This is a genomic window from Paenibacillus sp. FSL W7-1332, from assembly GCF_037969785.1.
GTDB lineage: Bacteria > Bacillota > Bacilli > Paenibacillales > Paenibacillaceae > Paenibacillus_AQ.
The window spans coordinates 3046148-3066840 of sequence record NZ_CP150209.1 but is presented as its reverse complement, the minus strand read 5'-3'; the positions used below and the strand labels follow the sequence as shown (position 1 = coordinate 3066840).

The window sequence follows — 20693 nt, the reverse complement described above, 5'->3', positions numbered from 1 at the left end:
TACAGACCAGTTGGAGGTCATGCCCTAATGTGGGGAATTGAACTGATGCGGAGCAGCGAAATTCCGCTGAAACGCCAGATTTATCTTGCCGTCCGGGACCAGATTATTAACGGGAAACTCAAGGAAGGCGAAGCACTGCCATCTACTCGTGTTTTGGCCAATGTGCTGCATGTTTCACGAAACACCGTAAATGAAGCTATTGAGATGCTGCTCGTCGAAGGCTTTGTCGTAAGCCGCCAGGGAGCACCGACCCGGATTGCCGAAGGTTTGTCTCTGGAGGTGCCTCCAGTCGAAGAACCGCCGAAGCGAGTAGAGAGTCCCCTATCTTTTTTAGTTGATTTCCGGACGGGCCAGCCGGAATTAAGGCAATTTCCACGGTATCTGTGGCAGCAGATCTCGCAGAAAACTTTAAGCGAGATGCCTCATGATCTGCTAGGTTATACGGGTCCCCAAGGTTTGCCGCGACTGCGCATGGAAATCGTTTCATGGCTTTACAGGAGCAAAGGGCTCTCCGTAGATCCTGAAGACGTCTTTATAACGGCAGGAGCTACCCATGCACTGCACGTCATTGCTGACTTGTTGTATGAGGATGGAATGGAAATTATGGTTGAAGACCCCTGCAACATCGAGATGCTGCAGACATTTATTAATAAGGGCTACAACGTCCAGCCTATTTCAGTGGATGAACATGGAATACAGCCAGACAAGCTGAAAGGAAAATCATCTTCACCCGTCTATATCACGCCTTCGCATCAATTTCCTCTAGGCGGAATCCTGCCCGCTGACCGACGTGCCGCGTTAATCCGTTTCGCACGAGAGAACCAAAGCTATATTATCGAGGATGATTATGACAGCGAATTCCGGTATTATGGTGATCCGGTATCGCCGTTATATGCCATGGACTCAGAGCGGGTAATCTATATCGGTACTTTTAGTAAAGTACTCTTTCCTGCTCTTCGAATTGGTTATGCGATACTTCCACCAAAGCTTCAGCAACGCTGGCGTTTTCTCCGCACTTATACGGATGTCCAGAATCCGCCGTTTGAGCAAGCAGCACTGGCTGAGTTTTTACATACTCGAAAATTCGACAGACATATTAGGAAAATGCGGAGGTTATATGGTGAGCGTAGAGAGGTGCTTCTATCATCACTTAAAGAGTGTTTCGGGGAGGCCTGGCACCCCTGGGGAGATGCGGCAGGACTGCATCTTGCCGTTGAGTTTCCCGGAATTCATTTTGATGAGTCGTTCAGAGAAAAAAGCCGGTTAAACAGAATACGCATTACGCCTGTGGAGCATCACAGTATTCAGAAGGGCATGCATGTAAACAAGCTGCTTTTGGGTTACGGTCATCTGAACCCTGATGAGATCCGCAAAAACATGGCGTCATTGCTCACCTATTTGAAGGAGCAGGGCCACTATGAATGAACGAAGGAAAGGCTGCCGGGTTGGCAGCCTTGTTTAATTGATATACAGAGCAGAACTCTATCTTCCCTTACTTACTGGATGTCTCAATTTTCTTACCTGCAAGACGTTTCGCAGCTTCTTCGGCTTCCTTATAAGCCTGTTCTAGAATTTGATCCCTATCGAAAAATGCATTTCCTTGAGCCCGGATGATCTGATAATCCATAACCCCCATAAAGTTAAACATGGATTTTAGGTATTTATGCGAATATTCCACCTCGGTATACCAATCATTATTTGTATAAATGGCGTCACTCGCCTGAATGACCAGCAGACTGCGGCCATCGGTTAGCAAACCTTCCGAACCCTTCTCCGTATATTGGAACGTCTCTCGTGCAATGAGGATGTTATCGATATAATCCTTAAGCTTCGAAGGAACGTTGAAATTGTGCATCGGCAAGACGATGACATATTTCCGTGCCGCCTTAAATTGCTGTAGAATGGCGGACGTGCGGACCGTTAGCTGTTGTTCCTCTTCGCTAAGCAGCTCCCCTCTTCCCTGTTTGCTCCGTAGCTCTAGAATCATATGATCTATGGCAGGTATAGAATCACGGTATAAATCGATTTGTTCTATTGCTTCTCCTGGGCTCCATTTCGTGTACGCCTCCAAAAAATGCTGAAGCACCTGCAGGCTGACCGATGTCGCTGACTCCACCCTCGGATGTGCGTTGATGATGAGCATGTTCTCCATCGTATATCTCTCCTTTTTCGTCTATTTCATAATGTAGACAAATAAGGCACGCCAAGTGTGACATCAATTAAGCTTTTTTGCATAAATCAATGGCTGTAATGGAAATGATATCTAATATACCGGCGCGTGGGAGTGAATATATGGATCTCAAAGAAAGCCTTGCTGAGTATTTCAAAGCGAATGCTGATTATTTCAATGTAGAAATTCGATTGCAGCAGTATCAAGTTCAAGTGATTGGTTTAGATTCGTTAGTTGATCTGCCCCAGAGTATCGCATCCCTTCAAACTCAAACCTCAAATCTGGTCAAAACCTCCCTGCCGCCCGCTAAGCTTCTTAAAATTTTGGGCGAGCTTGTAGAACCTAATCTGGCATCGATTATACCTGACATCATGAAGGGCCACCTGATCCTGCTGGAGCCTCTGTCAGGGACATGCTGTGCCGTTCTTCCGATATCGAAAAATGTCACCCGATCCGTCGCTGCGCCTGAAACGGAAAGTACGGTATACGGCTCCAGCAGCTCTTTTCTGGAGGATATCCATACGAATATCGGCATCCTCCGAAAACACTGCACCGGATCCAGCCTTCAGGTAGAAGCGTACACGGTAGGGTCAAGTCACCCCAAGTCGTTATTGCTAATTTATCAAGAGGACAGGATCAACCCCCAGTTACTGCAATCCATTCAAGCGAAGATCAGAGCAGGATTACACCAGGATGTTCAACATATCCAACAGCTTGAGAACATGCTGGGATTAAACAAGTGGTCGTTTGTAACCAACTTCAACATGACGGAATTACCGCAAAATGCAGCTCACGCCCTTCAACAAGGTAAAGTGGTATTTATGATTGACCGTCATCCTTTTGCAATCATTTTACCCAGTCTCGTCATGGATATGTTCTGCATGAAGGACGATCATAATTACCCTCGCACCTTCATGTACCTTATCCGTCTTTTGCGAATTGTGGGCGTCTTGATCGCAACGATTATTCCTGGGTTATATGTGGCCTTAGTGTCCGTTAACCCTGAAGTACTGCGGCTTCAGCTGGCCTTGTCGATTGCTAACAGCCGGCAGGACGTACCTTATCCCGCCTTTGTCGAAACGCTGCTGCTCCTCATCGTTCTAGAGCTCATTCTTGAAGCAAGTGTTCGACTTCCAAAAAGCGTGGGACCCACGATTACGATGGTTGGCGGTATTATACTGGGCCAGGCAGCCGTGTCCGCTAAACTTGTCAGCAACCTTCTGATTATCGTGCTGGCGGGTACCACGATTGCTTCTTCTACTGTAGTGGGGTTTCAGAACGCTGTATCTGTTCGCGTGTTCAAATACCTGCTGATCATTTTATCCGCTATCTATGGGATGTTGGGGCTCCTTGCTGGAATCGTGGTCATCTGTGCCTATATGGGTCATCAAAAAAGCATGGGCATTCCTTACTTGTCATTTCCAACATTAAATCAGAAGGATGATCGCAATGGATAAGAGTGGTTATCAAGCAGCCATCGTGTATGTGGTTTGTCATATGGGTCTTATCTTTTTTCTCTATCCTTCCGATTTGTTTTCAGCCATGGACATGGGGCATTGGATCGGAATTGCCATAAGCTATGCACTGCATGCGATAGCCCTCTACATGTATATCAAAGGACTGCAATGGGCCGCGCATCGGAATGTCGTGGATATTTTCGGGAGCGTCGGCAAATTTCTTCCGTGGCTGCTCCTGCTGCCTGCCTTGCTCTACTTCGGCGTAGCCATTATCATAACGATCCGAGCTTATTCCGAGATGCTCACCTTAGTATTCTTATCGAGCACGCCGCTGTGGGCGATCCAGTTGTTACTGATATCCATTGCTTTCCTCATGGCTTGGCAAGGAATAAGCAGCATGGCCCGAACCAGTGTCCTGCTGGTTATCCTGTTCACAATCCCCATCCTTTTTGTTCTGTGCTTTAGCTTTCAAAATGTGGATTGGTATTACTTGCTGCCAATCATTGACCCTGGTCAATCGTTCCATTTTCTTGCGAAACCTGATTTTCTGGTCAGTTTATTCGTATATGCGGGCGGCTTCTTTTTCCTGGGGCTGTTGCCGCCCTCTATACAGATCAGCACCAAAAAAATGATGCTAGGCTGTCTCTTGCTGTTTCCCATGTTCTTATTGTCCGTATATTTGCCGCTTCTGACCTTTGGTCACGCAACCGCCGAATTATATGAATTCCCCATGCTAATGACGATAGACACCGTGAACATTACATGGCTTTTATTTGATCGGGTCACAATCTTCTTTTTATTGAGTTTGATGGCTTTTGCATTTCTGTACCTGGGTGTGACGTTATGGGTTCTCGTCACGCTTGCGAAGCGGGCCGTCCCGTTCATTCCTCAAAACGTTCTCCTGATTGCGCTGACCATCGGATTGTTTGCCATATCCATCGCCATCCCCAACTGGGACTACCTTAAGACGCTGCAAAGGTGGATTATTCCACTGAGGCTGTATATGTTCCTGGTGATTCCGCTGATCACGTTTATCATCGGTTGGCGGCACAAGCATAAAGCGAACCGTACGACGGAGGTAACTTAATATGAACAAGCTTGCCACCATCCGAATGACCTTTAAATTCGTTCTCCTGCTGGTTGCGATGGTTCCCTTCGTAACCGGTTGCTGGGATATCAAAGACATTAACCATCGCTCGCTTCCGGTCATTATGGGCATTTCGTTAACCGAGGAGAATCAATACAAGGTGTTTCTGGATATTCCGGCAACCAATGAGACAAGCACCGTAAATATCGTTTCGGAAACGGGTGACACCATCAATGAAATTATTGATCAAATTAGCATGAATATGGAGTCTCAGGTCGATTTGCTGCATTTGAAAATCGTCATCGTGGATGAAAATTTTGCCCGTAACGGCATGGAAGACATTATCTCCGCATTTAATCGTTCCAGAGACATCTCCTCCAAAACGCTATTTGCCATCAGTGATCAAGGGCTGGATCAATTCTTTTCGGATATGGCAGCCAAATCGGAACACAGCGGCAATATCATTTATGATTTTTTTGAAAAAAACGCCGGCTGGAACCCCCAATTGGCGGATACCCGGATATGGCAAATGTTTCGCAGCATTCATTCCTATACGCATGATGTCATCGTCCCGATCATACGTTCAGGAAGATCCACAAGTATCGAATGCATGGGGTCGGCTATCATCAAGAATGGCAGAATGACGGGTCAAATCGGATCCGATGAAACGTTAGTAGCCAATGCCTTTTATGGAAAAAGCGCATTCGGCAAGGTGGAGATTATGGACAGCACCACCGTACAAATCATTAGCAACAGGCTTACCCATCACAGCTGGATGAAGAATGATAAGCCTTACCTCCGCAGCCATCTCAGGCTGAAGGTCACCATTCTAGATTCCAGGGGGCATCTAACGGAAGAACAAATTAAGGAGAGGCTGGAGGCGCTGTTGACCTCTCGTCTGGATCAAATGTTCAAGAAAACGCAAAAAGAACAAGCCGATATCTTTGCCTTGGGCCAATATTTCAGAAATCACCTGAATCGTGAACAGCTGCGGGATTGGAGAACCACTTACTACCCGAATCTGGATTTCAAACTGCATGTAACAACCATCATTGAGAATCGGGGTAATCTGAAGAACCTATAAATTCAGGATAACGGATTAGACTGCATCACAATTTATCAAAAAAACTGCACCTCCCATTGTTAGATATGTCTAACAGTGAGAGGTGCAGTTCAACCGGCGATCCATAGGTTACGTGGTATGCCCTAGGATTTCACTTAAAGCATCAAGCAGCGCTTGATTTTCTTCCGCGGTTCCTACCGAAATCCGAATATGCTCAGGCAGTCTCCAACCTTTGGCGTAGCGGACGATGATCCCCCGCTCCAGCAGCTTATCCATGTGAATTCATCTTCTACACTTCGCTGTAATCGATCTCCAAAAACTGTTCGACTTCCTTCTTCCAGCGATTCTCGACGAAGTCCACATGCTGCGGGTGCACATTATAGGCATCATAATCAGCTTCGTTCTCAAACACCATCGAGAAGCCGAAATCATATGTATTTTTAGGACTGATTTGCTTGAATATCTTAAAGTCTTGAACCGTTGGAATCGTGCTGAGGGCAGATCGTCCATCCTCCAGGAAACGCTGCTCCTCCGCTGAGCCTTTCTCATGTTTAAGCGAAAAAATAACGGAATGAATGATTTGGTTGGTCGTCATGTTCGTACAGCTCCTTTATTAAAATTCTTATAAGGTTGAGATCATCTTGTACAGCTAAGAGTTACATCATATTATAACGGCAAAATTCAAATAAATCGCTATAAAAAAGGCACCCTTTTCCATAAAATCGGAAAAAGGTGCCTAATATCCTGCAAACTACACCGGCCAAGACGTAGAACATGATGGTATAGCCTCTGCAAATTATTTTATCTTCTTAACGTGATTTGTCAGCAGATCAAGTAAATAGGCTTTTAGATCAACCATTCGTAGATGCTCAGGCTTTTCGTCAGTTCCAACAATGATAAGCGGGACAAGCGACTCGGTTCGACGGAGCGAGCCATGACCCCCGCCCCCCTCATGTGTTGGTGAACTTCGGTCTGCCAATTCGTATCCCGGTTTAGCCGTCACGACCAAAAATTTACCTTTATGAGAATTCAGCGAACCGGACAACCTCTCCAGCACATCGGGATATTGTCCGTAATCCAAGGTTCGATGATCGGCATTTAATGTAAGGTCCAGCACCTCGGCATCCTGCTTCACGGTCCACGTTTGTTTATAGCGATCGACCAGGTTACCTTTCGCCTTATATCGGAGTTCTTTCAAAGTGGACCCTTGAAGGACATGCATCCATTCGTTTTCTTTCCAAGCAACAAAGTCGATACGGTCATCCTTGCTCAGGATTTCCGCCAAGCTTCGCAGGGAACGATTGGGTTTGAAATTATATACATAAGCCATCGTTTCATTGACTGCAAGGGCGACCTCGGTTTCAGCTTTTACCTCTTCACCCGGCTTTAGAACGGAGATGCCTCTCAACATAGCTGGCATATCAATCACGGAACGCTGATTCGCTGGAAGAAGCTGTGTCATTCCGCTGTCCCCGGCGATGACGAAAATAGCTTCATTTAACGCTTTTTCCCGCGAACCGAAGGAATTCAATACGGATTGGAGCTGCTGATCCAGCTCTTTGACTCCTTCAAGCGAAGACGGACCCTTCTTGTGAAGCTCCTGGTCCATATCCGGTAAATAAACATACAAAAAATCCGGCAGCTTGTTCGCTTGAATTAAATAGTTCAAAGCTTCTATTGCATACTTATTGTTTAGCCCCATCCGGTCGGTGAAATTATCAGGCAAATTCTCCGCACCTTCTAAGGGATTAGACAAGGCTCCCAAAGTTAGAAAATCCGGCCCCTTGACTTTTATTTTTTTCTGCAGTGTTGTCGGACCTTGAATCCAATCCGGTATCGTCAGCGTATGCTCGGTCGCTCCCCGATATATCAAGCCGTTAATCGATCCTGATTTCAAGCCAGCACGGGCTAAATCTTCATAGATCGTTCGTGAATTTGAGTTTAAATGTTTCCCGTTCAAATGGATTAATGCATCGGTCAGGACCGGATTGATGCCTTGTCTGAAGATTTCCATCGGTCCGGTACCGTAGTTGATCATTTTTTTATCGTCGGAAGAATACCATAGGAGACCCGGTATACCATGGTCATTCGGATTTTTCCCGGTTAACATCGTGCTGTCAATCGTAACGGACATCGTAGGAAATGAGCTAACCATATCCTTATGGTATTGTCCATGTTCAATCAAATACTGTATGGTGGGCAGCTGTTTTTGTGAAATGCCCTTATCGATCGCCTGTGCCATGAGTGAGTCGACCATCAGGAATATGACTTTCTTATGTGCGGCCCCTTGTTCCGATTTAACCCGCAGCAAATCCTGTTCGGCTGGTTTTTGATGCTGGCAGCCCACAATCGTGATCAATACAAGCGACAGCATTATGGTTATAATTCTCTTTATCTGCATTTCCATTCACCACCTTAGTACATTTTGTCACGGAGATGGGAATGTCATTCTAGGGATATTTTGCATTTTTCTTCATGCCTGTTTGTCCTAAAAAAAGAGAGGGCTTGTCGCCCTCTCACCAATCACAATATCAGCTTTCCACTGGACTCCCCTGAGGTTTCGTCAATTTGAAGAATGATGCCGCGCCCAGCACGGAAGTGAAGAACAAAATGGCCCCCATCGGCACGGCTGTGGATTCGTCAATACCGACCAGCGGTGACACAATCGAGCCAAGCATCAAGGGCAGCAAACCAATCACAGCACTAGCACTTCCTGCCCGATGGCCTTGTTTCTCCATGGCCAGCGTAAATGTGCTGGTAGCCACCATGCCGATTGTAACCATATACATAAAGATCAAGATGACAATGATCACAAGAGGCCCTTTGAGCATCGTCATGATCAGGAGCAGAAAGGTTGCACTTACGGAAATGATGACCCCGATTCGAAGCAAATTCCGCTCATGGATGATGCCGCCAAAACGGCCAATGATAAAGCTCCCCGAAATAATGGCGATTCCATTGATTCCGAACAGCACGCTAAATACCTGCGGCGACACACCGTAAATTCCTTGGTACACAAACGGCGTCCCCGAAACGTAAGCAAAGCTTCCTCCGTGAATAAAGCCAACAGTCAACGCATATCCGATAAAGGATCGGTCTTTGAACAGGCTTCCCATCGTACGCACGGAATGGGTAAGGGAGCTTGGCGTTCTTCTCTCCCGCGGCAAGGTTTCCTTCAACCGAAAAGCGACGATCAATACGATGACTGCACCAAACAAGCTTAAAAAATAAAAGATCGAATGCCAGCTTGCACCTGGCATAAGCAAAATGGCTCCACCGGACATCGGTGCAACCATGGGGGCAACCGCATTAATGACGGACAATAAGGCAAAAAACTTCGTAAGCTCACGACCGCTGAACACATCCCTCACTACGGCGCGCGAGATGACAAGGCCGGCAGCTGCCGTAAATCCCTGCAAGAATCTGGCGATGATAAGGGTCGTAATATCGGGTGCCAATGCACAGAATAAGGAAGAAAGGGCAAACAAGGCAAGCGATATGAGCAGCGGTCTTCTTCTTCCTTGCGCATCGCTGATCGGTCCCACAATGATTTGGCCAGCCGCAAGGCCGATCAGACAGGATGTCAAGCTAAGCTGTACGAGCGACGCCCGCGCGCTTAAATCATCGGCAATGTCGGGAAAGCTCGGCAAATACATATCGATATTAAACGGTCCTAATATGCCAAGCAAGCTGAGGAGCAAGGCTAATCCGAGGCGTTCTTTTCCTGTCGGGTTATGAAGCATATGCGTCAAACACCTCTACTCTACTATTTTTTTGTATTCCTATAATGTATCAGGTTTGTCCAAAATAGAATAGTGCGCCCGCAAGGTTTATACGGTATACGTATAATTCCGGACAAAAGAAGAGTCCGGTTCTAATCAAACCGCGCTCTTCCCGTTTTTATAAAGGATACGGTTAACTTTCTCGGAGCTCAGCAGCATCATCACGGCAAACAATAGAATGACGACAGGGAACAAGCCTATCGATATTTGAGCCGCAACAATGCCAAACAGCGGAGGCAGTATCGTGGTGCCCGTATAAGCTACAGCCATCTGATAGCCCATAATTCTGGATGAGTGGGCTCTGCCGAAGCGGGCCGGCGTTTCATGCAGCAAACAAGGAAATATAGGCGCAAGCCCGAGTCCGATGACAACCAAACCGATTAGGGACAAATAGGGATGCAGCGGCAGCAATAACAGGATGGCCCCTGCAATGGCTGTCATCTGCCCGGCCCGGATAAGCGTGAGGTTGTTGAACTTCAGCGTTACGAATCCGGTAATAAATCGGCCGACCGTGATGCCTCCATAATACATGGAAACCCACACTGCTGCTGTTTCTAACGGTAAACCTCTGGTCCCGACCAGAAAGCTCGCTCCCCATAAACCGACGGTCATTTCCGCTCCGCAGTAAAACAAGAAGGCCATCAAAGTAAACTTAACCCCTTTCATTTGAAGCGGGTTTCCTTGTTTGCGTGCGGCAGCCTCATCACCGCTCGTTGATTCGTTTCTCGTATGAAGTTCCTCCATGCCTTGGGGCTGATGTTTGCCCGCCACGATCCTCCAAAGCGGAAGCGTGAGCAGCAGGATGAAGACCAGCACGAATTGCAGCATCGATACGGTATAATATCCGTCTCTCCATGCATCATTGGTCCCCATCGAATAAGACATGATGATGGGTCCTAACGTTGCGCCTACGCCCCAGAAACAGTGCAGCCAGCTCATATGATGGGCCTTATAATGGTTCGCCACGTAGTTGTTCAACCCCGAATCGACTGCCCCTGCACCTAATCCAAGCGGAATCGCCAGCAAAATCAGCCAGAACAGCGATGGCGCAAACGAAAATCCGAGGAGCGCACTCGCCGTCAACAAACAGCTGACAAACGTAACGATACCCGTTCCAAAGCGTTCAATCAAACTTCCGCTGACCAAGCTGGATACAATGGTGCCTCCGGTTACGACCATGGATAGCAGCCCTGCGGATTCGAAGGCTGCGCCGATCTCCGGCTGCATGGCCGGCCAGGCGACCCCAAGCAAGGAATCGGGAAGCCCTAAACTAATAAAGGCCAAATAAATAATAAGAAGAAAAAAAGTTACCACAAATTAAGGTCCTTTCTACGACGTGATCATTCAGATAATGGGATTGTATAGGAAGTGATCTCCTTAATTTTGGCAGCTTTACCGCTGCTAAACCGGTACACGTTACAAAATGCCAGGCGCTTCCGGTCATCGAATACAAGGATCCCTTCCGCTGCGCCGGTACTGCCATGTGTAATCAGATGATGAATATGCAGTTCGACTGTCTTGCCATACTTCACCTGACATAACGATTCAATTACTTGATCCTTCCCTTGAACGATTCTTTCCCCAACGTAATTCAGCTGAATTCCATCCGTTAAATTCTCATTCATAAATTGTGCGTCCATGCCAGCCATAGCGATGTGGAGTTTCTTAAGCAGCTCCTTCTTCGGTGCGTTCCCGCAATCCTCAGCGCATGTGATAACGAAATCTTTTTTGCCTGTGACACTATCTGCCATAACCAAACCTCCTAGCCCAGCTTCGTATGTAAGGGGAGTTTTCATCTATTCTAATCCTTGTTCGGAAATATGGAAAGGTTAGGTATGGCTTTTATTCCCGAAATGAAAGCTCAGGAATGAAACGCCCTCCAAAATTCACTCTCCGTATTGATCATGTCCTTGATCTCAGCGAAAGGAATTGTGAATGTCGGAAAACCCGCTGCGTAAGGAGCGATCTCATACGGTGCAAACACCAGATGCAACGCGTCCTCGGTTACATAGAAGGGCTGGTTTGCTGCAATTCCCTTGTAGCTATCCGGGAATACGTACGAATACTGCGGATCCTCTTGTATCTGCTTGCCAACGATACGGCTGAGCTCCTTCACATAATCGATGCCAGGCTTAAACAAGTCCTTCAATTCATACATCCTGCCGTTCTCCAGGTTGATCACAGCGTAAACTTTGGTTGGCATGCCATGTGCGGCACCGAAGGGATAGTTATAACCGTTCAACTCTAGTTCGAGGAGCTTCTGCTTGTAGAAAATGACGTCAAAATCACCTGTATACGTGTAATCAAGCTGTTGATTCTCAGGAATGAATTTCACCTGTGACATTTCTTTAAGCTTCGTATTCAGCGTTTGCTGAGCTGCCTGATCCCTCATACCTTCGATCTGTGGATAGTAGACCAAGTAATCCGGATTGGGTTTGTACTTTTCTTCCATTACCTTATAAGGTGGTTGCAGCGGAATCACCGTGTTCTGCTTCCAGATGACGTGACCCGACCGGTCTACGTAAGACAGCCGCTGATCGACCAATGCCTTAATTAGCCCGCCTGGTTCGAGCGTGAGCGAACCGCTGCCGTTCACTTGAGGATACCCCGGCGCCGGTCTGCCGGTTCGATCAATAAAATACGTCTGCTGTGCATCATAAACGGATGCCAATCCGTGCTTGTATTCCGATACTTCACGGTATACAAAATCGGATAACCTCTTTCCATCCCAATCCGCAATGGCATAGATCGAACCGATATACGGCTGTGCAGAATCGATCGCACGTCCAAGCGCAAACCGGTCTTCATTCAAATCCCGAATATCGTTATATTCCGGTTGGATGACCCACTCGCCCTGTTTATTAATGACGCCATACTTCGACTTGTAATCTTCAGCCGTGTTGACGATGGCTCTGTCATGATGAAAAGGAAATGCCGAAGTATAGGTCGGCGGAATGACGATGTTCCCCTGCTCGTCGATATAGCCGTATTTGCCAGTGCTATCCTTCTGATAAGCAAGCAAGCCATCGCCGGGCGGTCCGACGTAGGCGAATGGATAATTGGCCAATCGGCGGCCATGGAGATCAACGAGCGCGTAATGACGGTCTTGGATTTTCACAACAGCTTTGCCATCGACAAAATCATTCGCTTCCTCATATTGCGCCGGGATTACCTCTTGGCCTGCGGAATCTAAATAGCCGTATCTGCTGTTCGCGCCATCGCCACTGCCATTATCGGTTACATAATAAACCGCTCTTCCTTCTTTAAGTTCTGCGATATACGGATAACTTCGTCGTGTCAGAACTACTCCTTGTTCGTTAATCATCTTAAAACCTTGTTCATCGATCACGGTCGCTCGATGCTCCGAGAACGGGCTGATGAACTGATATATAGGCTTCACTACAAAACGGTCAGACCTGTCGATGAGGCCGTACTTCCCCTTCACGCCTACGATCGCGAGACCATTGTCCTGAAAATCCTGTGCATCATCGTACTTCGGCTCAATGACCATATTTCCGCTACGATCAATGTATCCCCACTTCGTTCCGTTCGTCGTTTTCACGGATGCCGGAAATAACCCGACATGCTGCTGAGACTGCCCTCTGCTTGCCAGCATCTCCTTGATCCGTTTCTCAAGTTCAAGCAGCGTTTCGCGCGCCGGGTAAGGTTCTGCGAACGTAAGTGCTTTGCGGACCGACACAAGGGCTGCTTCCGGCATTCCGGCCCGATACTGTGCCTCCGCCAGGTAATACCAATAATATGAGTAATCCGGATGTTCTTGCGTCAGTCTCTCGTAGTACCTAACAACGACAGGATAATAATAGGGGTATACATCCGGTGCAGTGACTAAGGCCCCTTGGCTCCACCTGACGAGCTCGACTCGATAAGCTTCGCCTGTATCGTGAATCCAAAGCGCAATTTCAGCCTGACCATCCGGACCCGAAGCACCTGGCATGTCGGCAATTTCGATATAACTGTAATATATATCGGCAGGTGCGATATCTTGAAGGCCCTCTGGTGTCCAAGCGTATATCGACAATTTTGACCAGATGGAACCGAGCTGCCATCCCACGATCAATTGATTCATATGAGGGTTCAACACCGGGGCCGCGGTCAATAAATGAACCGCATATCCCTGCCCCAAGACATTGGCTACGACCTCATATCCGCCGTTGCGGTACTGCAGCACAAATAAATATAGTGCTTCATTGAATCGGGACACACCAGCAATCTCCGGTATGTGATCTCCCGTTACGTCGGCTGCGATAACCGCAGGATGTTCTGCAGGTTTATCGATTCGTACAAGTTCAGCACCGCTTGGCAGATAGGCCTTAGCGATTTGTGCCAAATGCTGATCATTAACGGACATTTGGGCATCCTCCCTTATTCAGAGCTTTCTCGCCTAACTGTATGCAGAGGATGGTCAAATATGCACCTGCAGGCAGGTTGGAATGGCACGTCTCACCCCTGTGTTCTATTGTCGAATGAACGCAAGTTAAAAAAACGACCTGATCACGTTAGGCAATCAGATCGTTCTCTTCACTCAAAATGGTTTGCTGACCATAAAGTATAAAATAACAATCGGCAGCAGCGTGGCTATTGTCCCGCCTAAAGCCCAATACGTCGAAGCTCTTTTATAACCGGCTGAAATGACCCCATCCCTAATGGATTGCATGCTATGCCGAATCATCCCTTTTTGCAGCGGAATCAAAAAACCTGCCCACAGGATCCCCGTAACGCCAAACAGAATCAATGAGGCCATCAGCCAGTTCATTCCGCCCATTGCATATCCGGCTTGAACAGCCATCACAACGCCTGAAATGATAATTAGCAGCAAACCTGGCAGGGTAAATACCATATCGGCTAACAAAACATTCTTAACCGTATTATGGACTTCGGCCGGATCCCCTCTCAGGTCAGCTCTTATTTTCCAGAATGCCGCCGTAATGATATTACCGAGAAATAATACGCATCCGGCGATGTGCAGAAATAACCACAGCGTCATAAGCCATCCTTCCCCTCTTTCCGGTGCCCGGGCCGGAGAATATCGATGATGAATTCGGCATAATCCTTCGTGCTGAATGCATGACTATTTACACCGATAAGCCCCCGCATCCGCAGTCCGAACGACAACAGCTCGAACAGCTCGGCGGTGCGTTCCGCATCGATGGATTCCGGTATAACCCCTGCTTCCTGGCCTGTGACAATCCATAGCTTCGAAGTGGCTGTCGCTTCCCTATAGAAGCCAGCCACAATGTCGGCGATTTCGGGCTGATCGCTTTTGCCAATCAGGTACATGAAGATCAGGTTGCTGACATCATCACGACTTTCCAGTCTCGACATGCTGTTGGTAATGGTATTCATCGGTCCGTCAAACTGTTTGATATCCCCTTGCTTGTTCACTTCGCTCATGAACTGCTCGTTCTGCTCGGCAAGCTTAGCCCGTAATACGTGCACAAACAGCTCATCCTTACTTGAAACATAATGAAATATGGCGCCTTTAGACAAACCGGAACGCTTCATGATGTCATTAAGGGTGGTTTGGCTGCAGCCTTGCTCCCTAATCAGGTCTTCCGTGGCTTCAAGCAGTATTCGCTTGGTTTGCTCTCGCCTTTCTTCCTGCTTCACTTATTAATTCCTCCTTGATGATAAGTTGATTACCCTTGAGGTGGAAGCCAGCCCGCCATAAGAACCGCTGCCAGAAACACGATTTGGAGAAACGTTCTCGGTACGATTGGAGTGACCGGCTTACCGCCAAGTGACAAATGGTGATTTGCTGCGTATACATTGGCGGGAAACATGGCGATCAGCATCAGCGCTAGACCGGCAGAGGCCCATGCTGTTGTAGCCGGAATAAGGATGAGCATCGCGCCTGCAAGCTCCAGCACACCGGTGATGGTAACCATGAGCGCAGCCTTCGGTATTCCTGGCGGGATCATGGCGATTAAATCGGGTCTTCGTTTTCCCCAGTGGGCAGAAGCCGTTAGCAGAAACAGGACCGCAACCGCAAATCTGAGTGAGATGACCCAGTCATTCATATACTCCCAGCCTGCAAAGCCGAGCGTCCGAAACAAAAGAAGCGAAACCAACATGGCTATAAACGGAATCATGACCTTCACCAACCCTCCGTATATTTGTAGCTTTATTATATATACCGACCAGCGGTTTGTAAATGTGAATTTCAAATTTATTCCTTTAAAGACTTCAGTCACGTTCAGCGTCGAATAAAAAAGAAAGCAAGCCTGCGGCTGCGTTCCAACCGGGCTTGCTCTCATCTCTACTCTCTTATCATAGGTCTGGCCTATTATGCTGCGTCTTTTTTTTCTTCATACATTCGAAATAGCAGGATATACAGCACCACACTGATTAATGCCGATAGCAAGATAATGCTGAATATACCCATAGGCTGCAGCCAAGTGGACAGAAAGACCGTCACCGGTGCCAGAAATCTTCCGATCGTAAACTGTAAGCTGTCAGCTCCCATATACTGTCCTCTTGCATGCTCCGGAGCATAACGGCTGATAAAGCTTTGCGTCACGGGGGAACGGACCATTTCGCCGAAAGTGAAAATAATGGTTACAAAGAATAGGAACCAGATGTTTGTGTTCAGCCCGAGTGCAAAAGTGCCTACTCCGGATAACAGGGAAGACAGTACGAAGACGTCACGCTCCTTCCAATCCCGAAACCACTTGGTGACCGGGAGAATAAAGAGAACGAACAAGAGCCCGTTAAGCCCCAGCACCCACCCTAATATCTCCGTGCTCGAAAGCATAAGCGAATGCCCATTCCAGGAGAACAGCGCCTGGGATGGTACATAATCGATCACATATACAGCCAAATACAGATCCAGCTGCATGATGGCCACAAGAGCAAAAATCCCCGCCAGTATGTACACCAAAAACACCTTATCTCGAAAAATGACGCCATATCCCTTCCACTGTTCCTTGAATACCTGAAGAATCGAGCCTGTCGGCTTCGTGCGTTTTGCAGGCGCCGGCAGGGTCTCCTGAACGATGAAGTAAATCGCGATAAAATAGATCAGTAAGACGAAGGAACAAGACCACAGAAGCTCCTGCCGATACTGAAAAAAGAAAATGGCCCCAAGCGCCGGACCAAGCACGGCTCCCAAGTTGTTCGCCGTCATGAACGTTGCAAATACCTGCCGTCGTTCTTCAACCGGAACCAGATCGGCTACCATCGCGGAGCTGGCAGGCCTATAGATGGCCCCCCCGAATCCGATGCCGATAAATGCGGCATAATCGATCCAGTGCGAAGGCGACAGCGCGAACAGCGCGAACATGACCGTCTGCAGCGAAGCGCCAAGCAGCATGATAGGGCGGCGTCCCAGCCGATCGGCTAATGCGCCGCCGAGCAAGCTGCCGATGATGCTGAATATCGGCGGAACCGTCATGAGGATTCCCGCGATATGATTGCCTAAAGCCGCTCCGAAATAAACCGTTATGAAGGGAAAGTACATCCAAAACAGCATATTGAACAGCGCTTCACCCAATAATCGAACCTTTAAGTTGTTATCCCATAATCGAATTTGCACAAGACTCCCTCTTTCTATCCGAACAGCACAAGTAAAAAATGCGATATACCACGTCCCCCGGCCGGGTATTACAAACTATAAAACATTTCCCTGGCAAAATATAGACTTATATTAAGCGCTGAGCTATACTAATAATATGAAAGCCGAATATCGTCCGATTCAATTTAGATGACCCACAAAACGAACATTTGTTCCACATATGAAAAGACGCTCCCGCGGGAGCGTCTTTTTTCGATGCATGGAGCTGGATGCAGGCTGCTTCTCCAACGGGACTTAATCAGCCAGCTTCTTCAATTCATGCAGATGATCGAAGATCATCTGGCAGACCTCAGAGACCCGCTCCCGATCCTTGTACGTTAGCCAAGCCAATTCATCAATTTCCGAAGCCGGGCTTAACTCTCCTTCATACTCCGCCGTGTAACAGGACATCGTTACTCGAACGCCCTCCGATTTGCCGTGAGCGCCAGCGCGGAAGCTGCCAGCATGCGCCGCGGTCTCCGGATTGATACGAACGGACAGTTCCTCCTGGATTTCCCGCACCAGCGTGTCGATATCGGATTCCCCAGGTTCTCGCTTTCCTCCCGGCAAGTAGTACGTATCCTTTCCTTTGGAACGAGCGCCCAATATGCGTCCTTCCGCGATGTGGACCCAGGCGATTTTGTCAATCTCCGTTATCATATGGATTCCTCCCCTCATCAGATAAGCTTAACGCTAAGCCGTCTCTTGTTGTTCCCGTTTCCCGCCTAATTTAAATACCAGAATCCCGCCAACAATAACAAGAACACCGATCAGCTGATTCATGGTAAACGGAACCTTCTCTAACCCTAACCATCCCAGGGAGTCCCACAACAACGCAAAACCGAGCTGCGAGGTCATGACAATCGAAATGGCGAATGTGGCACCGAGCAGCCTTGTCGCCTGCACCAGGCAAATCACCACGCCGACCCCAATCAACCCGCTAATCCAGTACCAAGGCTCCATGTTATGTAGGGAGAACGTCCCTTTGCCTTCTACAACAAGACTCATGCCAAACGAAGCCACGAAGCCCATGCCTAACACCAACGTCGTTGTAGACCAGGAGCCTGTTTTCTCATTCACTCTGTTATTGAAAATATTCTGCAAACTAACCAATGAACCCGCGATTAGTGCCAATACCAATCCTGCTATCATGTTCCATCTCCTCACTTCATTGATTCATCCTCACCAAGCGTCATTCTTCGTAGATGTTGCCTCCCGCTACACTCGTCAACGCTTCCCGATCTTTAATCAGAATGAACCCCTTGCGGCGCTCGATCAGCCCTTCTTGACTGAACTTCAGAATCACCCGGTTTAAATGCCGGTAGCTGGTGCCGAGCAGATTCGCGATATCCGTCAGATTGTAAGCGGCCGGATCGTTGGCAGCGAACGTGCCTGACTCTTCGTCAGATACGGATAATAGATAGCTGGCCAGTCGCACCTCAACCGGATGCAGCAAATTAAAACTCAAGAAATTGGATTTAATATAAAACTTCCGCGTAATGATCCGCAGCAAAAATTGCAGCAGCGGCGGATGCTCCTGTCCGTATTTGCGAAGCCAGCGATAATGCACGCCGATCATATACACAGATGATATGGCCTGTACCGTATTGATCAACGGATTGCCTTGAATGTATTCAATATCTCCGATCACCTCAAGCGGTGTTTTAAAAGATAGAACAAGCGCCTTGCCTTCTGCGGAGGTCGTGAAGATTTTAATCTTCCCTTGAACCAGGATATACAGCATCTCGGCCGGCTCGCCCTGCGTGCAGACGATGTCGCCCTGATCGAAGTGATATAACACCAGATATGGCATTAAATCATCGTGAAATACGGACTGGATCTGGTTGCTCAGCAAAAAATGCTGCATGAGCTCCGCATTATGAATTTCCTTCACGTCTCTCTCTCCTTTCCCGAACATTTCAATGGATCACTTGCTTCCATATCATAATTTGATTATCACGACACCGGCGATCATCATCCCGATCCCGATGAATTGAGGCAAGCTCATTCTCTTCTTCACCACGCCGAACCATCCGTTGCTGTCAATCAGGAACGTTAAGAATAACTGGGCAATCAACAATGCGGATATCGTTAATGTGACGCCGATGTTCTGAATCGCTGTCACCTCACTGAATATAATGGGTGCCCCCAAGGCTCCCCCGATTAGATAGAGCGGCTTCACTTGTCCAAATCCTTGTCTGCTTCCGTCCCGGACGAACAGCAAAATGACCAAAGCCATAATAAATCCGGTCAACTGCGTAACGGTGGCAGCCTGCCATGTGCCCATATCCTGGCTAATCCGGGCATTGGCCACCCCCTGCAGCGTAATGCAGGCACCGCCAATGAATGCAAATAAGATTCCTCTCACGATACATACTCCTTTTTCTATAGGTCTGTATACTATTAAAAGTGAATTCCCCAAACTCGGGAAAGGACATATGTCCTGAAATGAAGGGAATTCCAAATAAAGCGATGCCCAAAGACATATACTATCGGTCGGCTTGGCATGTAACATACAAAAAAGCTGCCGGATTTCCCTTGGCAGCTTAGCGGATTGCCACGATGCAGTGACTTATACATATTCAGGATGCCCATGCCTTTTGCAGCCGAACCAATAACAAGCGGTCAGTATGGATGGACGATGATCCATGACGGGATATTCTCCTTCTGTGAAACGAGAAATGATCGTTTGGTAATTTTCAATATCGTCCAAGGCGAAGCGGATGCTTGCCTGGTTTTCCTCATCAAACTCATCTTCTTCCGGATCATGCTGAATATCGGCAATCCATGCCCTGTTTTCTTGTACTGCCTCAGCTGCGATTTCTTCTGCTCTTTGATTCTGTTCAGTACGAATCAGCGAATAGATAAACCGATTCACCCAACGAGGATCCTTCGCGAATTCGCGCCAGCCTTTCTCGTAAAAGGTAACGGCGGAATGGTATTGCCCCATCTCCAGATACAATTCCGCGATCTCGACATCTCCGATATAGTCGTCTGTCTCGCTCATCAATTTCTCGATCATCGCAAGCGCTTCGTCATATCGTTTCGTTTCAACTAAACAGGACGCATATTCATATTTCGTATACTCGTTCTCGCCTGCAGCTACAGATTGTCCAAAGTAGGAGACGGCCAATTCTACGTTCTCCAGCCGGTAGGCTGCCACGGCTGCATTATGCATAGCTACAGGCGTTGGATGAACACGAACTGCGCGTTCTAACGCCACAAGCGCCTCTTCCCACTGTTCAAGATTCAGGTACGCTTCTCCTAGCAATTGGTAAGGAAAATGAGAGCGAGGCTGAAGCTCGATGCACTCCTTCAAAAGCTCAATCGCTAGATCCTCGGCCGCTTCCCAGCAGCCCTGATCGTCCGGTATTCCCTCGTGAACATAGAAAAACGCCAAGTTATGAAGAGATTGAACATCTCTCGACTCCCTGACAGCCTGTTGAAACAGTAACAATGCACGCTCGTAATCATTCGATTCAATTGCCTCCAAGGCAAGTTGGTTTGTTGTCATGCTATTCCCCTTTATCTATTCGTTCAAATGCTTAAGGTGCATTATAGCAT

Annotated in this window: 21 protein-coding genes; 4 read left to right on the top strand and 17 right to left on the bottom strand. The window is 47.8% G+C overall.

Features of this window, described 5'->3' with window-relative positions; translation table 11 throughout:
- Positions 1-27 precede the first annotated feature (27 nt).
- Positions 28-1425 carry a PLP-dependent aminotransferase family protein gene (locus MKX98_RS13725; protein WP_339223508.1) on the top strand — a complete coding sequence of 466 codons (1398 nt, stop codon included), beginning with the start codon at positions 28-30 and terminating at the stop codon, positions 1423-1425.
- A gap of 67 nt (positions 1426-1492) precedes the next feature.
- Here MKX98_RS13725 and MKX98_RS13720 read toward each other — a convergent pair whose 3' ends face one another.
- Positions 1493-2152 carry an NAD(P)H-dependent oxidoreductase gene (locus tag MKX98_RS13720; RefSeq protein WP_339223506.1) on the bottom strand — a complete coding sequence of 220 codons (660 nt, stop codon included), beginning with the start codon at positions 2150-2152 and terminating at the stop codon, positions 1493-1495.
- 140 nt (positions 2153-2292) lie between these two features.
- On the opposite strand from MKX98_RS13720, the gene MKX98_RS13715 reads away from it, so the two are divergent.
- Genes MKX98_RS13715 through MKX98_RS13705 form a run of 3 tightly spaced genes read left to right on the top strand, consistent with a single transcriptional unit; the run spans position 2293 to position 5798 of the window.
- Entirely contained in the window at positions 2293-3627 is a 1335-nt protein-coding gene (locus tag MKX98_RS13715; RefSeq protein WP_339223505.1) for a spore germination protein, read from the top strand.
- Positions 3620-4714, top strand: a complete 1095-nt coding sequence (locus MKX98_RS13710) for a GerAB/ArcD/ProY family transporter (RefSeq protein ID WP_339223503.1) — start codon at positions 3620-3622, stop codon at positions 4712-4714. The genes MKX98_RS13715 and MKX98_RS13710 overlap by 8 nt, the downstream gene beginning before the upstream one ends.
- A 1-nt stretch (position 4715) precedes the next feature.
- Positions 4716-5798, top strand: coding sequence for a Ger(x)C family spore germination protein (locus MKX98_RS13705; protein WP_339223501.1), 1083 nt, complete (start codon positions 4716-4718; stop codon positions 5796-5798).
- Positions 5799-5906: 108 nt separating this feature from the next.
- Here MKX98_RS13705 and MKX98_RS13700 read toward each other — a convergent pair whose 3' ends face one another.
- The 16 genes from MKX98_RS13700 to MKX98_RS13625 form a co-directional block, all read right to left on the bottom strand.
- Positions 5907-6053: a hypothetical protein gene (locus MKX98_RS13700; RefSeq protein ID WP_339223500.1), complete on the bottom strand. Its 147-nt coding sequence runs from the start codon at positions 6051-6053 to the stop codon at positions 5907-5909.
- Between the two features lie 13 nt (positions 6054-6066).
- Positions 6067-6372: a Dabb family protein gene (locus MKX98_RS13695; protein WP_220685592.1), complete on the bottom strand. Its 306-nt coding sequence runs from the start codon at positions 6370-6372 to the stop codon at positions 6067-6069.
- A 201-nt stretch (positions 6373-6573) separates the two neighbouring features.
- The gene (locus MKX98_RS13690) at positions 6574-8178 is read right to left on the bottom strand and encodes an alkaline phosphatase family protein (RefSeq protein ID WP_339223498.1); all 1605 of its coding nucleotides are present in this window, start codon (positions 8176-8178) and stop codon (positions 6574-6576) included.
- Positions 8179-8308: 130 nt separating this feature from the next.
- Positions 8309-9520 (bottom strand): Bcr/CflA family efflux MFS transporter, encoded by a 1212-nt coding sequence (locus MKX98_RS13685; protein WP_339223496.1) that lies wholly within the window; start codon positions 9518-9520, stop codon positions 8309-8311.
- Between the two features lie 135 nt (positions 9521-9655).
- Positions 9656-10873, bottom strand: a complete 1218-nt coding sequence (locus MKX98_RS13680; RefSeq protein WP_194542258.1) for an MFS transporter — start codon at positions 10871-10873, stop codon at positions 9656-9658.
- A gap of 26 nt (positions 10874-10899) precedes the next feature.
- Complete coding sequence (locus tag MKX98_RS13675) at positions 10900-11310, bottom strand: hypothetical protein (RefSeq protein WP_339223493.1); 411 nt, start codon at positions 11308-11310, stop codon at positions 10900-10902.
- 110 nt (positions 11311-11420) lie between these two features.
- Complete coding sequence (locus tag MKX98_RS13670) at positions 11421-13928, bottom strand: WG repeat-containing protein (protein ID WP_339223491.1); 2508 nt, start codon at positions 13926-13928, stop codon at positions 11421-11423.
- A gap of 174 nt (positions 13929-14102) precedes the next feature.
- On the bottom strand, positions 14103-14564 hold the full coding sequence (locus tag MKX98_RS13665) for a DUF2269 family protein (RefSeq protein WP_339223489.1): 462 nt from the start codon (positions 14562-14564) through the stop codon (positions 14103-14105).
- A complete protein-coding gene (locus MKX98_RS13660) occupies positions 14561-15187 on the bottom strand; it encodes a TetR/AcrR family transcriptional regulator (RefSeq protein WP_194542254.1) in 627 nt (208 codons plus the stop codon). The genes MKX98_RS13665 and MKX98_RS13660 overlap by 4 nt, the downstream gene beginning before the upstream one ends.
- Before the next feature lie 29 nt (positions 15188-15216).
- Positions 15217-15669, bottom strand: a complete 453-nt coding sequence (locus tag MKX98_RS13655) for a hypothetical protein (protein WP_339224433.1) — start codon at positions 15667-15669, stop codon at positions 15217-15219.
- A 194-nt stretch (positions 15670-15863) separates the two neighbouring features.
- Positions 15864-17111: an MFS transporter gene (locus MKX98_RS13650; RefSeq protein ID WP_339223487.1), complete on the bottom strand. Its 1248-nt coding sequence runs from the start codon at positions 17109-17111 to the stop codon at positions 15864-15866.
- Positions 17112-17384: 273 nt separating this feature from the next.
- On the bottom strand, positions 17385-17789 hold the full coding sequence (locus MKX98_RS13645; protein WP_339223485.1) for an NUDIX domain-containing protein: 405 nt from the start codon (positions 17787-17789) through the stop codon (positions 17385-17387).
- 33 nt (positions 17790-17822) lie between these two features.
- The gene (locus tag MKX98_RS13640) at positions 17823-18281 is read right to left on the bottom strand and encodes a DMT family transporter (RefSeq protein ID WP_194542250.1); all 459 of its coding nucleotides are present in this window, start codon (positions 18279-18281) and stop codon (positions 17823-17825) included.
- A gap of 40 nt (positions 18282-18321) precedes the next feature.
- Positions 18322-19023, bottom strand: coding sequence for a cyclic nucleotide-binding domain-containing protein (locus MKX98_RS13635; protein ID WP_194542249.1), 702 nt, complete (start codon positions 19021-19023; stop codon positions 18322-18324).
- Between the two features lie 48 nt (positions 19024-19071).
- A complete protein-coding gene (locus MKX98_RS13630) occupies positions 19072-19497 on the bottom strand; it encodes a DMT family transporter (RefSeq protein ID WP_339223482.1) in 426 nt (141 codons plus the stop codon).
- A gap of 204 nt (positions 19498-19701) precedes the next feature.
- The gene (locus tag MKX98_RS13625; RefSeq protein WP_339223480.1) at positions 19702-20643 is read right to left on the bottom strand and encodes a tetratricopeptide repeat protein; all 942 of its coding nucleotides are present in this window, start codon (positions 20641-20643) and stop codon (positions 19702-19704) included.
- Positions 20644-20693 lie beyond the last annotated feature (50 nt).